The 16,883-nt window shown below is 52.9% G+C and carries 13 protein-coding genes; 6 read left to right on the top strand and 7 right to left on the bottom strand.

The features are described from left to right. The first annotated feature begins 55 nt into the window (after nt 1–55). Nucleotides 56–781: an EAL domain-containing protein gene (locus tag ACS18Q_RS15570; RefSeq protein ID WP_441257954.1), complete on the top strand. Its 726-nt coding sequence runs from the start codon at nt 56–58 to the stop codon at nt 779–781. Nucleotides 782–844: 63 nt separating this feature from the next. Here the strand turns inward: ACS18Q_RS15570 and ACS18Q_RS15565 are convergent, their stop codons facing one another. Then, nucleotides 845–1,975, bottom strand: coding sequence for an amidohydrolase (locus ACS18Q_RS15565; protein WP_441257953.1), 1,131 nt, complete (start codon nt 1,973–1,975; stop codon nt 845–847). Between the two features lie 149 nt (nt 1,976–2,124). On the opposite strand from ACS18Q_RS15565, the gene ACS18Q_RS15560 reads away from it, so the two are divergent. The 3 genes from ACS18Q_RS15560 to ACS18Q_RS15550 all read left to right on the top strand — a co-directional run bounded on the left by ACS18Q_RS15560 (nt 2,125) and on the right by ACS18Q_RS15550 (nt 5,776). Then, nucleotides 2,125–2,991 carry a response regulator transcription factor gene (locus ACS18Q_RS15560; protein WP_441258204.1) on the top strand — a complete coding sequence of 289 codons (867 nt, stop codon included), beginning with the start codon at nt 2,125–2,127 and terminating at the stop codon, nt 2,989–2,991. 86 nt (nt 2,992–3,077) lie between these two features. Then, nucleotides 3,078–4,340, top strand: a complete 1,263-nt coding sequence (gene tyrS / locus ACS18Q_RS15555; protein ID WP_154179350.1) for a tyrosine--tRNA ligase — start codon at nt 3,078–3,080, stop codon at nt 4,338–4,340. A gap of 341 nt (nt 4,341–4,681) precedes the next feature. After that, nucleotides 4,682–5,776: a methyl-accepting chemotaxis protein gene (locus tag ACS18Q_RS15550; protein ID WP_004727233.1), complete on the top strand. Its 1,095-nt coding sequence runs from the start codon at nt 4,682–4,684 to the stop codon at nt 5,774–5,776. Nucleotides 5,777–5,801: 25 nt separating this feature from the next. Here the strand turns inward: ACS18Q_RS15550 and ACS18Q_RS15545 are convergent, their stop codons facing one another. The 5 genes from ACS18Q_RS15545 to pncB form a co-directional block, all read right to left on the bottom strand. After that, nucleotides 5,802–6,272, bottom strand: coding sequence for a heme-degrading domain-containing protein (locus ACS18Q_RS15545; RefSeq protein WP_004727234.1), 471 nt, complete (start codon nt 6,270–6,272; stop codon nt 5,802–5,804). Beyond that, nucleotides 6,269–7,309 carry an oxidoreductase gene (locus ACS18Q_RS15540; protein WP_441257952.1) on the bottom strand — a complete coding sequence of 347 codons (1,041 nt, stop codon included), beginning with the start codon at nt 7,307–7,309 and terminating at the stop codon, nt 6,269–6,271. The genes ACS18Q_RS15545 and ACS18Q_RS15540 overlap by 4 nt, the downstream gene beginning before the upstream one ends. A gap of 1 nt (nt 7,310) precedes the next feature. Continuing rightward, a complete protein-coding gene (locus tag ACS18Q_RS15535; RefSeq protein WP_441257951.1) occupies nt 7,311–8,078 on the bottom strand; it encodes a DeoR/GlpR family DNA-binding transcription regulator in 768 nt (255 codons plus the stop codon). A gap of 179 nt (nt 8,079–8,257) precedes the next feature. Next, nucleotides 8,258–10,165: a BCCT family transporter gene (locus tag ACS18Q_RS15530; RefSeq protein ID WP_004727237.1), complete on the bottom strand. Its 1,908-nt coding sequence runs from the start codon at nt 10,163–10,165 to the stop codon at nt 8,258–8,260. Between the two features lie 313 nt (nt 10,166–10,478). After that, complete coding sequence (gene pncB, locus ACS18Q_RS15525) at nt 10,479–11,786, bottom strand: nicotinate phosphoribosyltransferase (protein ID WP_441257950.1); 1,308 nt, start codon at nt 11,784–11,786, stop codon at nt 10,479–10,481. 388 nt (nt 11,787–12,174) lie between these two features. Here pncB and ACS18Q_RS15520 point away from each other — a divergent pair, with 388 nt between their 5' ends. Further along, nucleotides 12,175–12,891 carry an NUDIX hydrolase gene (locus ACS18Q_RS15520; protein ID WP_004727239.1) on the top strand — a complete coding sequence of 239 codons (717 nt, stop codon included), beginning with the start codon at nt 12,175–12,177 and terminating at the stop codon, nt 12,889–12,891. 161 nt (nt 12,892–13,052) lie between these two features. Beyond that, complete coding sequence (locus ACS18Q_RS15515; protein WP_441257949.1) at nt 13,053–14,342, top strand: hypothetical protein; 1,290 nt, start codon at nt 13,053–13,055, stop codon at nt 14,340–14,342. A gap of 91 nt (nt 14,343–14,433) precedes the next feature. Here ACS18Q_RS15515 and ACS18Q_RS15510 read toward each other — a convergent pair whose 3' ends face one another. After that, nucleotides 14,434–16,656 carry a leukocidin family pore-forming toxin gene (locus tag ACS18Q_RS15510; protein WP_441257948.1) on the bottom strand — a complete coding sequence of 741 codons (2,223 nt, stop codon included), beginning with the start codon at nt 16,654–16,656 and terminating at the stop codon, nt 14,434–14,436. Nucleotides 16,657–16,883: the final 227 nt, after the last annotated feature.

The following is a 16,883-nucleotide window of genomic DNA, read 5'->3' as shown; positions in this document are numbered from 1 at the left end:
TACGTCGTGGAAATATAATGTTTTTTATCTTATTGTCAATATATAAAGAGGTTTTATGTTCTACTTTGTTAGATTTGATGGTGACCTATACTTTCAAAAAATATTTAATTCTCCTCAAATGCGAGAAATCGGTTATGAAATATTGTTCAGACCGAGAAAAATAATAAATCGTTCTTTTTTTTGGTCTAAAATCCATAGAAACAATCTAGAAGAAAAGGTGGATTTTACAATCTTAAATAAATTGTTAACCTATTTAAGCACGATGCACTTACCTAGGCATAAAACCATCTCTATAAACATACATCACGTCAGTGTATTGGATGATTACAATCAGAAACTTATATATAAAATTGCTCAGTACCTTGAGATAAATGAGTGTACTTTGTGTTTGGAATTGGTAGAAAATGGAGCAATCCCAGACTATTACTTGTTGAAAAAATCCCTATCGACGTTAAAAAAACAATGCACAAATTTAAAAATTCACCTAGACGATTTTTCTGAAGGGTTAAATAACATTGGCATTATGTATTACTTAGGCGATCTAATTGATGGTATAAAGATTTCACATTCAACAATGTCTTCCGTAAAACACAAAAACCTTATTGATTTTTGTATTTACTTCTCAAAGAAATTTGATATTGGAAGCATTACGTTCGAAGGAATTGATGAGGCCGCAAAAATCGCAACCGTCAAAGGTCTTGATGTTGCACAAATATCATTGCAAGGTTTTTTGTTGCATAAACCTGCACCAATTACAGAACTCAACATAGAATCGTCTTAAATTCATCATTAGATCAAAAAATAGGCACATCATTTGTGCCTATTTCATCATGCAGTTCAAATATCAAAAACCGTTAATCTGCTCAATCAAACTGGCAAAAATGCGCTGACCAATCGGCGTCAATTCATCTGGAAAATCGTAGTCCGGGTTGTGCAGTTGCGGGCTTTGCTGGCCTGAGCCGAGCACGAACATCGCGCCCTCTGTTGCGACCGCGGTAAACTGACCAAAATCTTCCGACCAACGCATCGGTTCGTCAAGCAGGGTGCACGGCGTCTGGGTGTTTTGACACGCTTGCACCACCAAATCACAGCCCAGTGACGAGTTCACGCTGGCCTGAAATACATCCTGCCATTCCAGAGACCACGCCAGCCCGCTCGCTTGCGCGCTCTGCTGCGCCAACTGCGTGGCGGCGGCCACCAACGTCTCCATCGCCTGATTGGTTTCACTGCGCAGCGTCGCCATCACCACCGCGTCGCCCGGCGCGGTGCCAAACGCAATCTCGCCTAATTTGGCGTGAATGACCGTCACCCAACAGCGCTCCGTGAGCGATGCCGGCAACGCGTTCAATTGCTCAATAATCTGACACATGGCCAGCGCCGGACTCACACCGTTTTCCGGATGCGCAGCGTGAGATGTTTTGCCTTTCAGACGAATGATCATACCGCGTGACGCGCAATTAAACGGCCCAGCTTTGACCGCAACATGGCCCAGCGCCAGCCCCGGATAGTTGTGCAGCGCAAAGGCGAAATCCGGCATGAACGCAGCAAATTTGGCATCGTTCACCATGTTGATCGCCCCTTCCCCGGTCTCTTCCGCGGGTTGGAACGCCAACACCACTCGTCCTTTTTGCGGGCGTTGCTGGCTCAACTGTTGGCCGAGCGCGCTGACGATCGCCATGTGACCATCGTGGCCGCATTGATGTGATACGCCCTGATGCAGCGAGCGGTGCGCAAACTGGTTGGTTTCTTCAATCGGCAGCGCATCCAACTCACAACGAATCAGAGTGGTTGGCCCCGGCGCTTGGCCTTGGAATACAAACGCCACGCCACGGCCGCCCAATCCCGTCACCACCTCATCGGGCGAGAAAGCGCCAAATTGCGCGAGAATGCGCTCAGCGGTCTGATGTTCCTGATTGGAGAGTTCCGGGTATTGATGCAGTGTGCGGCGAAACTGCGTCCAACAAATCTCAGCCATAAAGCGGCGCCTCCTTGGGTTAACAAGCCTGAGAATGTTCAGCTTGCCGCAACACTGGCAATAAAATATTGATTAGCTTCACACTTTGTGGGGTGCGGCGCTTGGATGTCGCGCTCGATCTGTGGCGTGCAAACAGGCATACTGCCGTGATGTTTTCTCAATCGGTAGTGTGTGTGCACGTCTCTCTTTCCGAATATCACGCCTTAGGTGATGCGATTATCGCACTCAATACGCCCGCCTTTACGTCGCGCTATGTGGCGCTGCTGCGCGAGATTGTCGATTTTGACTGCGCGGTGATGCTTGGCTATCGCCACAACAAACACCCGATTTATCTCTACGATTCGATTCCGGATAACCGCGAACTGCTGTTTCAACGCTACCTGACGGAGTCATATCAGCACGATCCGTTCTATCGTTTGGTGGCCGATACGCAGCAAGAAGGCGTGTTTCATCTCAGCGAGATGACCGATGCGCCGCACAGTTATCAGCAACACCATTACCAACAGCAGTTTTATCCGCAAACCGGCTGGCAAGATGAAATGAGCCTGGTGGTGCAACTCGACCATGAGCGCTGGATTTTGCTCTACCTTGGCCACCTTGCTGCCGGGCGCAGTTTTTCCGCGCAGGACCGACAAGCGCTCAAACAGCGCTTTCACACGTTGGCACCACTCTGCCGCCAACATTGGAGCGCCAATGCGCTGCTGCTGGCCCACAGCGATGACACCGCGCAGGAGAGCGAGACCAACCACACGCCCGACATGCGCCGCTGGGTGGAGCGCGCACTGGCAAGCTTTGGCACCCAACTGCTGAGCCCACGCGAGCAGCAAATTACCGCCTTGCTGGTACAAGGGTTGGATTCGCAAGAGATCGCCACGCAACTGGGCATCACACACGGCACGGTCAAAAATCATCGCAAGCGCATCTACGCGCAGCTCCATGTTGCTTCGCTCAGTGAACTGTTTCAGCTGTTTTTAAATCACCTGATTGGCGCGTCCAACCATTCACCACGCGCTTGAAAAAATCACCGCGATTATCCCTTTAGGGACATCGCCGACCCAAAGCCCTTTCCGTTACTCTGCCTGCAAGACATCTTGGAGGCCGTATGAATTCCCAAACCCTATTTCATGATTTAACCGCGCGCGGCCTGATCGCGCAAAGCACATCGCTCGATGAACTCACCGCCCTATTCTCTGAACCGCAAACCCTGTACTGCGGCTTCGATCCAACGGCGGGCAGCCTGCACATTGGTCACTTGGTGCCGCTATTGATGCTCAAACGTTTTCAAGATGCGGGGCACCAAGCCATTGCGCTGATTGGCGGCGCAACGGGCATGATTGGCGACCCAAGCTTTAAAGCCACCGAACGCACACTCAACTCAGCGCAGACCGTGCAGCAATGGGTGGACGATTTACGCCAGCAGATCACGCGCACCATGACGCCGCATCTCACCCAGCCACTGCGGTGTGTCAATAACGCCGACTGGACAGGCCAAGTGAATGTGATCGACTTCTTCCGCGACATCGGCAAACACTTTTCGGTCAATGCGATGATCAACCGCGAATCGGTGAAACAGCGCCTGGCTCGTCCAGACCAAGGCATTTCGTTCACCGAATTCAGCTACTCACTGCTGCAATCGTTCGACTTTGCCCATTTGAACCGCGAATATCAGTGTCGCCTGCAAATTGGCGGCAACGATCAATGGGGCAACATCGTCAGCGGTATCGACCTCACCCGTCGCCTGAACAACGAAACCGTGCATGGTTTAACGCTGCCACTGATCACCAAATCCGACGGCACCAAATTTGGTAAAACCGAAGGGGGCGCCGTTTGGCTGGACGCGAGTAAAACCTCGCCCTACGCGTTCTACCAGTTCTGGTTGAACACCGACGATGCTGATGTATACCGTTTTCTGCGTTACTACACCTTCCTGTCGGTGGACGAGATTGCACGCATTGAAGCCGAAGATGCCGCGCGAAGCGGCAAGCCGCAAGCGCAGCAAATTCTGGCCGAGAACATCACTGCGTTTGTGCATGGGGAAGCGGGCTTAGCGAGCGCGCAGCGCATCAGTGACGCCCTGTTCAGTGGCGCAGTTGCACAGCTCAGCCGAGATGAACTGGCACAGTTGGAGTTGGACGGGCTGCCGTGCACCACCGTCAGCACCGCTGATGATGTGGTTGAACTGCTGATCGCATCACAACTAGCCAGCTCCAAGCGTCAGGCGCGCGAATGGTTGGCCAATGGCGCCATTCGCGTCAACGGGGAAAAAATGGCCGACGCCGATTTGAGCCACAGTTTTGCGCTGTTCGATCGCTACTACCTGCTGCAACGCGGTAAGAAACAGTTTGCGCTGATCAAACTGAGCTAAGCCGAGCACCTTAACATTGTCCGCCGCGCTGCTGGTGCGGTGGGCAATGCCTCCATCCCCACCCCAATTTGCTCATTCTGCCGCCAAAACTGAGCGCTCAATACCGCCACCATCCGCCGCACAGATAGATACCTAAAACTCATTTAAATAACTAATATATAAGTAATTTTTTCTTTCACAATTGCTGAGTATTTATGCATTTCTATGGTGTAACTCTCGAAATGACGGTGACTGAAAATGGCATAATCTCGAGTGCAATCGATATCACGCATCAACGCGTGCAGCACAAAGCGGCAGGGCATTGCTGCTTGTTGTTAGTTCAGCTAATTTGGGAGGCAGCAGTGTTTAACCATAAACTCAAGCGCGAGCTTGCAGACATGCGCCGTCAGCAGACGGAAACACATGAACAACATCAACGAGAGATACAAGATTTAGTCGACCAACTGGCGCAAAAAGAGCGCGAGATTTGCAATCTCCAACAGAGCGACCAAACCACCAACGCAGTCATCCGTGCGCAACTGCGCGGCGGTGCCATGCTGGAAGCGATTCGCACTGGGCTGGCGCGCAGCGCCGAAGAGATGGAACAGGAATTGAATGAGCTGCATCAGTTGGATGACATGTTTGCCCAAACGCAATCGGCCTTGAGCCGCCTGTCTGAACGGGCGACGCGCATCAATCAGCAAGCGATCAGCAACATGGAAGCTGCCGCCATTCTCGACACCACGGCATCGTCTATCGGCCAACTGATCAATGCGATTCAAGAGATTTCTGCACAAACCAACCTGCTGGCGTTGAATGCCGCCATTGAATCGGCACGCGCTGGCGAAGCCGGACGGGGGTTTGCTGTGGTCGCCGATGAAGTTCGCGCGCTGGCGGGCAAAGCGCACCACGCTAGCGATCAAATTGAACACTTGGTGAAACAGGTGATCACACAAACTTCCGACATCAAAGCATCCATCAACAGCAACCAAACGTATTCGTTGGAAGTGGCAACCTCCTCGGAGCAAATTGAGCAGGTGGTGAATGCGGTACTGGCGAAATCACAACACATGCAAGAAGTGATTCGCATCGCGACCGCGCGTTCCTTCCTCGATACCGTGAAAATTGATCACGCGGTATGGAAGAACCACATCTACCAACACATTGAGCAGCAAGCGTTCGACAGCAGCGTCAATGCGCACACCGAATGCCGTTTGGGTCAATGGTACTTTAAAGGCAACGGCGCCAAGCTCTACAGTCACTTGCATCACTTTGCCCGATTGAAGGAGCCGCATCAGCGCGTGCACGACGCTGGTAAAGAAGCGCTGTTGGCCGGACAGCAGCAGAACCTGAATCAGTTGGTGGATGAACTACAAGCGATGGAAAGCGCCAGTGAACAGGTGGTGGAAACCATCGATCATTTGATGCGAGAAGTGATACTCGATCAACCGGCCTAAAAAAGCCCCGGACGGGGCTTCGTGTTTATTGGGCGCTGGAGAGTTGCAGGCTTTGCAGCGCATCACTCACCATCAGGTGATCGTCGATTTGAGCCAAGCCCGAGACCGTCACCGCCCCCACCAATCCCGACCCGGCAATTCGAATCGGAAACGAGCCGCCATGAGCACAATATGCCGCCGCATCAATGTGCGGCTGCGTCTCAAATTCGCGCTGCTTTTGCGCATTATACAGCGACAGATAGTAAGAACTGCGGCCATAACGCAGCACCGAATTACGTTTGCGGCGCATCCAATCGAGATGATCCGCGCACGTGCCCGGCATGGCGTATTGAAACAGCGTCTGGCCAAAGCCATACACTTCAATCGCCACCGCGACTTGCTGGCTTTCCGCCATCTGCTTGAGCGTGCAGCCCAATTGCCACGCCACATCGTGGTTAAAATGGCTCAGTTGCAGCGCCTCTTCTTGCTGCGCAATCTCGGCCAGTGTCAGGCTCATAACTTCACCTGCAACGTTTGGCCCGTTTTGCTGCTCTCCAGCGCCATTTCAATCAGTGCGATGTTTTGCAACGCCTGCTCTGGCGGCACCGGGTTGGCCGTGCCGAGACGAATCGCATCCGCTACGCCTTTGAAATAGAGCTGGTAGCCGCCCAGTTCGGTCGCAATGGTTTCTGATCCCGTTTCGCTGTGCAGCTGACCATACAGTGACGCTTCTTCCTGTGACCATTGCGGGCTGTCTGGTTGCTTGCCTTCTTTGAGGTAGGTTTCCTGTGGATCGAGGCCGTATTTCTCATACTTCGCCAGGCTGCCTAGCACTTTGTAGCGCAGGTTCGGCTCTGGGCTGTAAAGGTTTGAATGCAGGTGCACCAAATGATTTGGATAGTGCAGGATCAGGTTGTAGTAATCGATGGTGGTCGCGCCCGGGCGCATCATGCGGCATTGCGCATTGATCGCCTGTGGCAGCCCAAACAGCGCCAGCGCTTGGTCCAGCAGGTGCGGCGCCAAATCAAACAAAATACCACCGCCATCTTGCGCCAGTTCACGCCAGCGCTGACGAATTTGTGGACGGTAGCGGTCGAAGTGAGATTCAAACAGTTTGATGTCGCCCAAACGCCCTTCCGCCATCAGCTTTTGCAGGGTGAGAAAATCGCCATCCCAACGACGGTTATGGAACACGCTCAGCGTGAGGCCTTTTTCCGCCGCCAATGCAATCAGCTCTTCGCCATCTTCAATGCGGGTCACGAACGGCTTTTCAACGATCACGTGCTTGCCATTTTGCAGCGCGCGTTTGGCCAGCGGGTAATGCACATCGTTCGGCGCGGTGATGATCACCAGCTCCGCATCGCTGTTGTCCAGAAGATCATTCGCATCGCCAAACCATTGCGCGTTCGGCCAATCGGCCGCGACCGCGGCTTGCTGGCTGGAACTGATCGCACTCAGCGTCAGCTCAGGCAGCGCGTTGATGAAAGGCAAGTGAAAGGTTTTCGCCGAATAGCCGTAGCCAATCACGGCGGTTTTTACCGGAGCGTAAGTCATATCAAAACTGTCCTTCTGGTGCGGTCGCCACAACACACTGAATGTCGTGACGGTCAAATAATTCTTGCAGTGCTGGCGCGGGTGGCGCGTCGGTGATCACCATGTCGATCGCCGCCACATCACACACGTGATGGAAATTCTCGGTGCCCATTTTGTGCTGTTCGCACACCAAAATGATCTGCTGCGCTTGCGCCATCATCGCGCGTTTCATCGACGCTTCTTGTTCATAATTGGTGGTCAAGCCGCGCTCAGACAGGGCGCACACACCAATAAATGCCTTGTTGACATGATAGCCAGCCATTTGCTGCTCGGCCTGCGGGCCCAAAATGGCGCGGCTGTACGGATCAAAATGGCCGCCCAACAAATGGACCGTATACGAAGCCCCCTCTTCAACCTGAGCCAGCGTGTTGACTGAGTTGGTGACGATGGTCGCGGGGGCAGCCAAATAACCGGGGACCAGCGCCAACGTGGTGCTGGTATCGAGCACAATGTAATCCTGCGCATCCACCATCGATGCCACGCACTGCGCCAACGCGTGCTTGCTCGCACTGACGGCTTTGGCCGCAAACGGTTCGCTTTTCGGCGACACTGGCGCCAACATCGCACCGCCACGAATGCGCTGAATGCCCGGCAACTGGGTGAGCTTCACCAGATCGCGCCGCGCGGAATCACGCGACACACCAAACTGGTCACAGATGTCGGTCAGGGTCATTTTCCCCTGCTGCTTGATCAGCATTTGTAAGTGAACTAGGCGCTCTTCTTGGGTCATAAACTTAAAATCACGTAAGTAGTTTTAATGCATTATGCCGCATTGCCCCCTGATGTCACGTAAAAGATCGCACGCAGAACTGAAAAATCCGCAACGCGCAGACACAAAAAAAGCCAGTCCGAATCGAACTGGCTTTGCGATCAATGGGCTGCGAATCGTCGAATTCGCAAATTGTGGATTTAGGCTTGTGCTTGCGCAGATTCCGCCTGACGCTCACGCAAAAGCTCGTTGAACTCGATTCGCGCCTGCTGCGCGCTTTCAGACGCCTGCAATTTGTATTGTTTAATGGCCATCATCTCATCCGTCAATTGCTGCAACCGATCGAGGTCGTCCTGCGAGGTCGACTCCGGCTCCAGTCCCTGCTCTTTATTGGCTAACGCTTGAGAGCGCAGCAGTTTCTGGATGGCCCAAATCTCGGTGCGTTTTTCGCGCTCCTGATCCGCAGCATTAACCGCTTCGGCTTTGAGCTTTTCAAAGCGAGCCAATGCTATCCCTTCGCGCGACCAAGGGTCGATTTCCGGCAACTCTTCAATGTTGATCACCGGATCCTCATACCCTTCCTGATGCATCAAATCGAGGTTCGCCGCACGAATGCCCGACATCATCAACATCACCGCTATCACCAACAGCGGCAGGCCGCCTACGATTGCTGCGGTTTGCAGCGTCGCCAATCCACCCATGAACATCAACACCGACGGCATCACCGACAGCGTAAAGGCCCAGAACAAACGGTTCCAACGCATCGGCTCTTCTTCAACGTTGTTTTGCACCACCGCCGCCAGAATGTAGGAGATGGAGTCAAACGTGGTCGCCGTAAAAATGATGCACAGCACCGTAAAGACCGCAATCACCACCGTACTGAAAGGCAGTTGTTCCAAAATACTGAAAATTGCCGCCGTTGGACCGGCTTCGTTGAGGATCGCCACCACATCCAACTGCCCTGACAACTGCAACGATAAGCCGTAGTTACCCAGTACAATGAAGTACATCGCGCAGCCTGCCGAGCCATAGAAAATCGACCCCGTCACCATCTGTTTGATGGTGCGACCGCGCGAAATCTTGGCCACAAACAGGCCCATGCTTGGCGCGTACACCAACCACCACGCCCAGTAGAAAATGGTCCAATGTTGCGGGAAATGCGTGTCTTCAAACGTGCCGTAGCCACCAAACGGTTCTGCCCACGTGGCCATGGAGAAGAAATTACTCAGCATGCGGCCCACAGAATCTAGGCCGGTTTCCAGCATGAAAATGGTTGGCCCGGCCACCAGCACAAAGGCCAGCAACGCCATCGCACCCCAGAAGTTGATGTTACTCAGCACCTTGATGCCGCCATCCATCCCCTTGTACGACGAGTAAGCAAAGATCACCGTACACAGCATCAACACGCCAATTTGCGACATGGTGGTCGCCGGAATGCCAAACAGATAACTGATGCCTTCGTTGATCAGCGGGGCCGCCAAACCGAGTGTGGTCGCAGCGCCCCCTAGCAAACCAAAGATAAACAGAATGTCGATGACTTTACCGGTTTTCCCAAAGCTGCGCGCTTCACCGATGATCGGCATCAGCGCCGCCGAGACTTTCAGCACCGGCTGCTTTCGCACGTAGAAGAAGTACGCAATCGGCACCGCCGGAATCAAGTAGATTGCCCACGCAATCGGCCCCCAATGGAAGATCCCATACGTGGCTGCCCAGCGAATCGCCGCTTCACTGCCGGGTTCGAGCTGGAACGGTGGCGCCATGTAGTAATACGCCCACTCAATCATGCCCCAGTACAAAATACTGGCACCGATCCCGCCACAAAACAGCATCGCCGCCCACGACGCCGTGCCGTATTCGGGCTTTTCATCTGCATCACCGAGCTTGATTTGCCCAATGTCACTGAAGATGATGTAAATCATGAAGAAGATGGCGCCAAGGCCTAAGGAGAGATAGAGAAAACCGAGCTTGTCGGTCATAAAGGTTTTGGCAACGGCAATCCAATCTGCGCCTTCTGCTGGCCATAACGCCAGTGGCACAACCACCAGAAACAGCAGGCCAAGCGCGCCAAAAAACGTGGGTTTGTCGATCAATTCGAAATATTTTTTCATTCCATTCACTTCGCGATGATTATCCTTTCATTGTCTTTTAACGCGTCGTGAAACAATGCACAAATGCAATCATTAATGATGAAAATCAAAAACAATTATCTTACAAAACAGAGATATAAAAACAAAACCATTCAAAAAATGCGTGAATAAAAACCAACGCAATCACAACAATTATCGCCCGATTTCATCCTGTCGTTGAGGCAGAAAAGATCTGACCTCGTCAGCGTGGCTCAAGCGCAGCATCAAGTAAAGCACCGCAGCAAACCCGGGAAATCCGTGACGAAAAAAAACGGCGCGAACGCCGTTTTTCTAATCATGCTGCTGCGATGTACTGCCGTTTGGCTCGCTTTTGATGTTTGAGTTCCTCAATCAGCGCATCAACATCCAACTCGATGTTGAATCGGCGTTTGAGGTTGGCCAAGAACAGCGGATCCTCACACATGGCTTTTTCAGGCTCATCGCTGATTTTAGCCACTGGACGACCATTGCATTCGGTCAGCTTAATCACGATCGACAATGGTTGGTAAGCGATGTCTTGCTCGTTGGTCCAACCGCCCAGATCGTTGGTCAGGAACGTGCCGATGCCAAACGAAATGCGCACGCGACCTGCGAAGTATTCACACAGATCCAGTGCTTCATCAAAGTTCAGGCCGTTGGAGAAGATAAACACTTTCGACGCGGGATCGATGCCCATATTTTGGTAGTGCGCCAACATGCGATCGCCCCATTTAAATGGGCAGCCCGAGTCGTGACGAATACCGTCGTACGCCTTGGCAAGATGCATATTGAAGTCTTCTTGGAACGCGTCAATGGTCAGCGTGTCTGTGGGCGCAATTGACAATTGACCGTCGAACGCTTTCAGCCATTGCTCCAACGCCACACGCTGTGAATCACGCACATTGACCAGCGCCTGATGCCCCATGAACCATTCATGGGCAATGGTGCCAATCGGCTTCAGATTAAACTCACGCGCAAAATGGTAGTTGCTGGTGCCCAGCAACAGCTCAGGTATTTCTTGCGCCAGATACGCCATCACATCCCGTTGCACTTGGCTGGAGAAACGGCGACGAGTGCCCATTTCGGTGAGCGAGAAATTGGTGATGCCTCGCTTTGCAATGTCTGCTTTGAGCTTTTGCACTTTTTCCGCCAGCACTTGCAATGGCAGTTCCGCAGGCACCTGCGCCCAGCGGCGACGGTTGCGCACTTCAGACACAATCGACATCACGATGGTTTCGTACAAAATGGTATCGCGCCAGCTGCCTTGAATCCCAATGCGCAGCTGATGTTTGCCATCTTGTTTGATCACGCCAAACTCGACCTGACGATCCGGCTGAAAATGGAAGTAGCGTAATGCTTGCAAAAATGAGGTTTTCAGATGCGGGGAGCTTTGTTTCAGATACACAATGTCGGCATCCGAGAAACGCAGGGATGCTAAATGACGAATCTCATCGCGCACTTCTTCCAACAGCTCGCTCACATCCTCATCACTGCGTACGATCAGTTCGTAACGCACTTGCGCGTCTGGATAGAGGGAGTGGATCGCCTGCATCATATTGATTTTATAGGCATCGAGATCCAACAAACTGCGGATGATGTGTGGAGAAAACAGGCGAGAGTTCATGATGCCTTCCTTCAATTCACGACATGGGGGTTAGTCATGTTAGTAACATTGTGTTCCTAACTATTTCCGGCACATTAAATGAGCACACGAAGTTTGTCAACTTTTGTGACAAACCTAACAATAGTTACATATCCACAAATCAATCATGGATATTGATGCAAAACAATCAGATTCCAAGCCTTTACAACCGAGGAAGGCATCAACGCATTGAATAAAATTTAGTTTGTCACATTATGTTATTTACATTTGACCCAAACAGATCGCTTGCCTAGAATGAGCCCATTGTTCGTCACACAACGCACTTGCAACACGCTGGCGTGAATCACGCGTAAAACACACGACTGGCGATGAACACGAGCCAGAGATTCACTGCCGTTGGGAAAACACTATGATCGTCACCATTGATATGATTTGCCTTCGCTTGGCCCCTTCGGGGATCCAAACCCTGTTGGTGAAGCGAAGTAATCCGAACCGACCCGACTGCGGCAAATGGGCCGTTCCGGGCGGCTTGGTGTACGATGAAGACCTGACCGCGAGCGGCGGTGAACCCGCCGATGAAGATTTCGATTCCGCACGACGCCGCATTTGTCGCCAAAAAGTGCACACCTACCCCAACTTCATCAGCGACCCCTTGGTAGACGGGAACCCCAAACGTGACCCCGATGGGTGGAGCGTCAGCATTTCGCATTACGCGCTGCTCAACCCATCCAACGTGCAACAAATCGAAGATTTTGGCATCGACCGCAGTCGCGCTGGCTGGTTTGATCTCGAACCGCTGCTCCATGGCGACATGGCGCTGGCCTTTGACCATGTGGCGCAAATCCAACACGCGTGGAAAAAGCTGCGCGCAGCGGTGGAATACACGTCTGTGGTCCTGTTTTCATTGGAAAAAGAGTTTCTGGTGGCCGACATCATCGAGGCTTACGCCAAGTTTGGCGTTGAAGTGAATCGCATGACGGTCAAACGTCGCCTGATTGATACCGGCGTGATTGTCAGCGCCAACAAGATTGCGGCCTCCAGCAAGGGCAAAGGCGGCAAACCGGCGACCGTTTATCGCCTGCCCAGCAATGAAGTGACCTACTTCCAAACCTGTCTGCGCGGCTAAGCACTCCGCACTCCTCACGCACTCCTCACGCAATCGCTTGCCGTGAGTGGCTGGCTCTGATTATGATGTCAGCAAGACGACTCGCGCTTCATCACGCCCATTCCGGACGTTGCCACGTCGGCACTCAACGTCGTCCAACTTCACGAGCGTACACACAAGTTATGAATCCAACGATTGCAGCCACCGGTGGCTGGCTGCTGATGGCGAGCCTTTTCCTTTCGCTGAGCGCCCAACTGACTGATCACATCGCCGGCTTTTGGGCTGGCATTCCGATTTGGATCGCCGCAGGCTTATTTTTGCCCGCCGTCAAACCGGCGCAGAAAAAACAGATTCTGTTGCTGTTTGGCGTGGGCACCGCGGGGCTGATTCATGGCCTACTGAATGGTAGCGACACTCATTACGTACTCAAAGCCATCGAAGCCAACCAAAACGTGGTCACCATGCTGATTGGGGTCGGTTTTCTGCGCATTTTCGCCATGGAGAGTGTGCGTACCGGAGAGCAACTGCCGCAAGGTAAATCGGCGTTGGTGCGCACGCTGTTTGGCGCGCATTTGTTTGGCGCGGTGCTGAATATGTCGTCGGTGATCATCGTTGGCGACAAATTGTCCTCGAAAGACAAACTCACCACCACGCAAGGCTTGGTGTTACTGCGTGCGTTTGCCACGTGCGCGTTTTGGTCACCATTTTTCGCTTCTATGGGGTTAACCCTCATCAGTGCGCCGGGCGCGCAACTGGGCACATTGGTGTTATACGGCTTGCCGGTGAGCTTGGTGGCGCTGTCACTCAGCGCATGGCAGATCACCCGCCGCTCGGATGCCGAGCAGATGAACGGCTACCCGATTTCGTTTTCGTCGCTGTGGATGCCTGGGCTGCTGGCGCTGGTGGTGATGTCCGGTCACACGCTGTATCCACACATCAGCGTGTTGTCCTTGGTGACGCTCACCGCGATTGTGTTTACAGGCAGTTGGTTGCTGTTAAAAAAAGGCAAATTAGGGCTCTACAGCGCGCGCAATCACATTACCTCCGGCGTGGCGGGTTCGGCCGGAGAAGTGGTGTTGTTTGCTGCCGCAGCCATGCTGGCAGCAGGCGTAGCCTCGGCACTGGCAGCGACGCAGATTCAGCTTGCGCCCACTCAGTTCGGCGCGCTGGAAGCCAGCCTCACTTTGGTGGTATTGGCACTACTTGCCCTCAGCGGCATGCATCCGGTGACCAGTGTGGTGCTGGCGGGGAGTGTACTCTCGCCGACGGTTAGCGATCCGGATTTACTCGGCATGACCCTGCTGATGGGCTGGTCGCTGGGCATTACGCTGTCGCCGTTTTCCGGCGTTCAACTCAGTATTCAATCGCGCTACGACATCAGCGCGAAAGCGTTGCTGCATGCCAACTGGCGCTACATTGTGGTGATGTATCTGGTGTGTAGCGGCGTGTTGTGGTTCTACACGCACGGTTGATGCCCCACCATCGATGGTGAGGGTTGAATCAAAAAATCCCCGCCACATGGCGGGGATTGTCCATTCCGAATGGACTGAGTTCAGCTCTCCGTTAATTCAGTTCCAGTTGCAGCCCTTTGACCAACCAGTTGTCGGCCCAAATTTTAACCGCCGTGATGGACTGGCCTGCCGGCACATCAAAACGATCCTCATGCAGGTGGGTGCCGTACTGTTTTGACCCAAGCGTCTGCACGCTGCCATCAAGATACGTCAATGTTAGCGCCAGCAGTTGCTGTCCGCCGTAGTTAAAATCGCCTGAAGTCGCGACCACCGATTGCACTTGGCGCAAATCCACTTGGCTCAGCGAGCCGCCGCTGCCACCGACCATCAACCCTTCTGCGGTGCCGAGCGCATCGATCGCCGCTCCCGAGCGCACAAACAGGGTGCCTTCCGCACTCAACGGTTGCGCGTTAAGCTGACCCACCGCCAGCCCCAATACCGGCGAGGTTTGCTGCTGGTTAAATACATCAGTGTAGGCGGTGATGGTGCGCAGGCTGACGCTGTCACTGGCGGAAGCATACAAGCCCAGTGCACCCGTTGCCGTATCGTGCCCCAGCGTTTCGCCACTGTAGACGTTGGTCAGCGCGTCGCTGCCCTCTTGCCACTCCCAGCGTTGGCTGAGGCTCTGATTACATGCTTGCAGCGCATCCAACGCATTGCCGTCCAGACAACGTTTGGTGTCAAGCGCACTCACATAACGGCCCAGTTGGTCGTAGATGAACGACTGACTCGCGGTTTGGTTGTCACACGTGCTGGCCGTCAGCGTGCCGTCAGCTTGCACCGTGACGCAGCGATCATTAAAGCTGGCCAATTGCAGATTCACCGGGCGACCACCGGTAAATACCGGATGATCCCAGTCGACAGTAAAACTGGCGGATTTGGTCACGCGGCGACGCGGCGTGTCTTCAAAACCGTGATACGACTGATGCGCGCCGACGACATAGTAGTGTTTGTACGCGCCGTTGTAGATCGGGCGAATATTGACTGAAGAATCAATCACAAACTCGGTCGAACCGCTCTCGCTTGGTGACGCTTTGTAAATCACGTCCATTTTCGGCACGAAGCTGGCGTAGCCGATCGGATTGATGCGGTTCACATCCACCGGATAGGTATTGACCCACAACGCATCGGTGGAGCGGTTCAGCAGCGACTCCGCAGTGGCATACTGCTGGCGCGCCCAACTAAAGCTAATGTTCTGCGCATTTTTAGTGGCGCGTTCAATACGGTAATCCTGCGTATTAAACGTCAGCCAACGGCTCTGCGAGTAACTCGCGCGCGCTTCGAGCTTGCCTTTCGGCCCTTTGCTGTCGGCTTCCACGCCGCCCGACACGCCCAGCTCAAACCCAGACACTTCTTTGCGCTCAAAATTGGCGTTGACGTTGCTGGCCGGAAACGTTTTGAGAACCTGCGCTTTGTTGTTGGAGGCATTGAAGGCGAAGCGATAATCCTGCGCAATCGCATCGGTCGACCATTCGCGGAAATAGGCATCCAACGTCACGTAATCGGCGCCGAACTGGCGGTAACTCAGTTGATCATTGAGATGAATGCCCGCGCCCGTGCTGTCATCATCCAAACTGATGCGGACAATTTTCGCATCCGGTGTCGCCGAGCCGACAATGCCATATTGCAGCGAACGTTCCAGATTGACGCGATAAATCAGGGAGATGTTGGCGTCATGACAGAATGAGCGGCGCCCTTTGTCACTCTTCCATAACCAGGAATTATCAAAGGTACACTCTTCGTCGCTGATCGCGCGGTTGACGTTAATATAGAACGCCACATGCGGCAGTGTATTGGCTTCACCACCACTGACACGCTGGCTATCCGACAGTGAACGACGTACTCGCTTGGCGACCGGCGCTTCCAGCAAAGCAGGATTCACGTCATCCGCCGCATCAAACGGCGTGAACAGCAGCTCCCCTTTATGTTCGGTCACTAAGATGAACCGGCTCACAAAGCTCATGCCATATTGCTGACGAAACAGCGCCTGCATCACTGCGCGCTCTTCGTTATTTTCGATCTGGCTGAAATCCATCAAAATACGTTGTTTCTCTTGCACAACGAATTGACGCAATTGTGCCAGAGTTGGCATATCGGAATCGTTTTCCTGCCAATATTGCGCGTTGAAATAATTAATCTGACTCGAATCAGAAACCTGACTTAAAATAGAAACGGCTTCGCCAACCGGATCATGGATATCGGCCAACGCATCGCCACTTGTTGAAAGTGTACATAATACCAACGTGGTTGCTGCATAAGAATTTAGTTTTCGCATAGGTGCCCTTTATTATTTTCATTCTACTTCACGTTATCAGGCCAAATAGAATGGTTTATTATTAATAGGCTTTCCCCTTGTCGACAGACAATAGGAAACCGCTCCAAGCCGCTCAAGAGGGCTAGATTTTATTATTCAATTGGTTAGTAAACTGACTCGTTCAGTGAGTCAACGTGAGCGCCACAACCGCAGGAAGGTTGTTCAGGTCTACAAAGATGGGGTAAATC

Origin of the sequence: Vibrio sp. Vf1514, assembly GCF_052076135.1 — a bacterium.
Classification (GTDB): domain Bacteria; phylum Pseudomonadota; class Gammaproteobacteria; order Enterobacterales; family Vibrionaceae; genus Vibrio; species Vibrio furnissii.
Note: the sequence above shows the minus strand (reverse complement) of the source record. Positions and strands in the feature narration are given on the sequence as shown.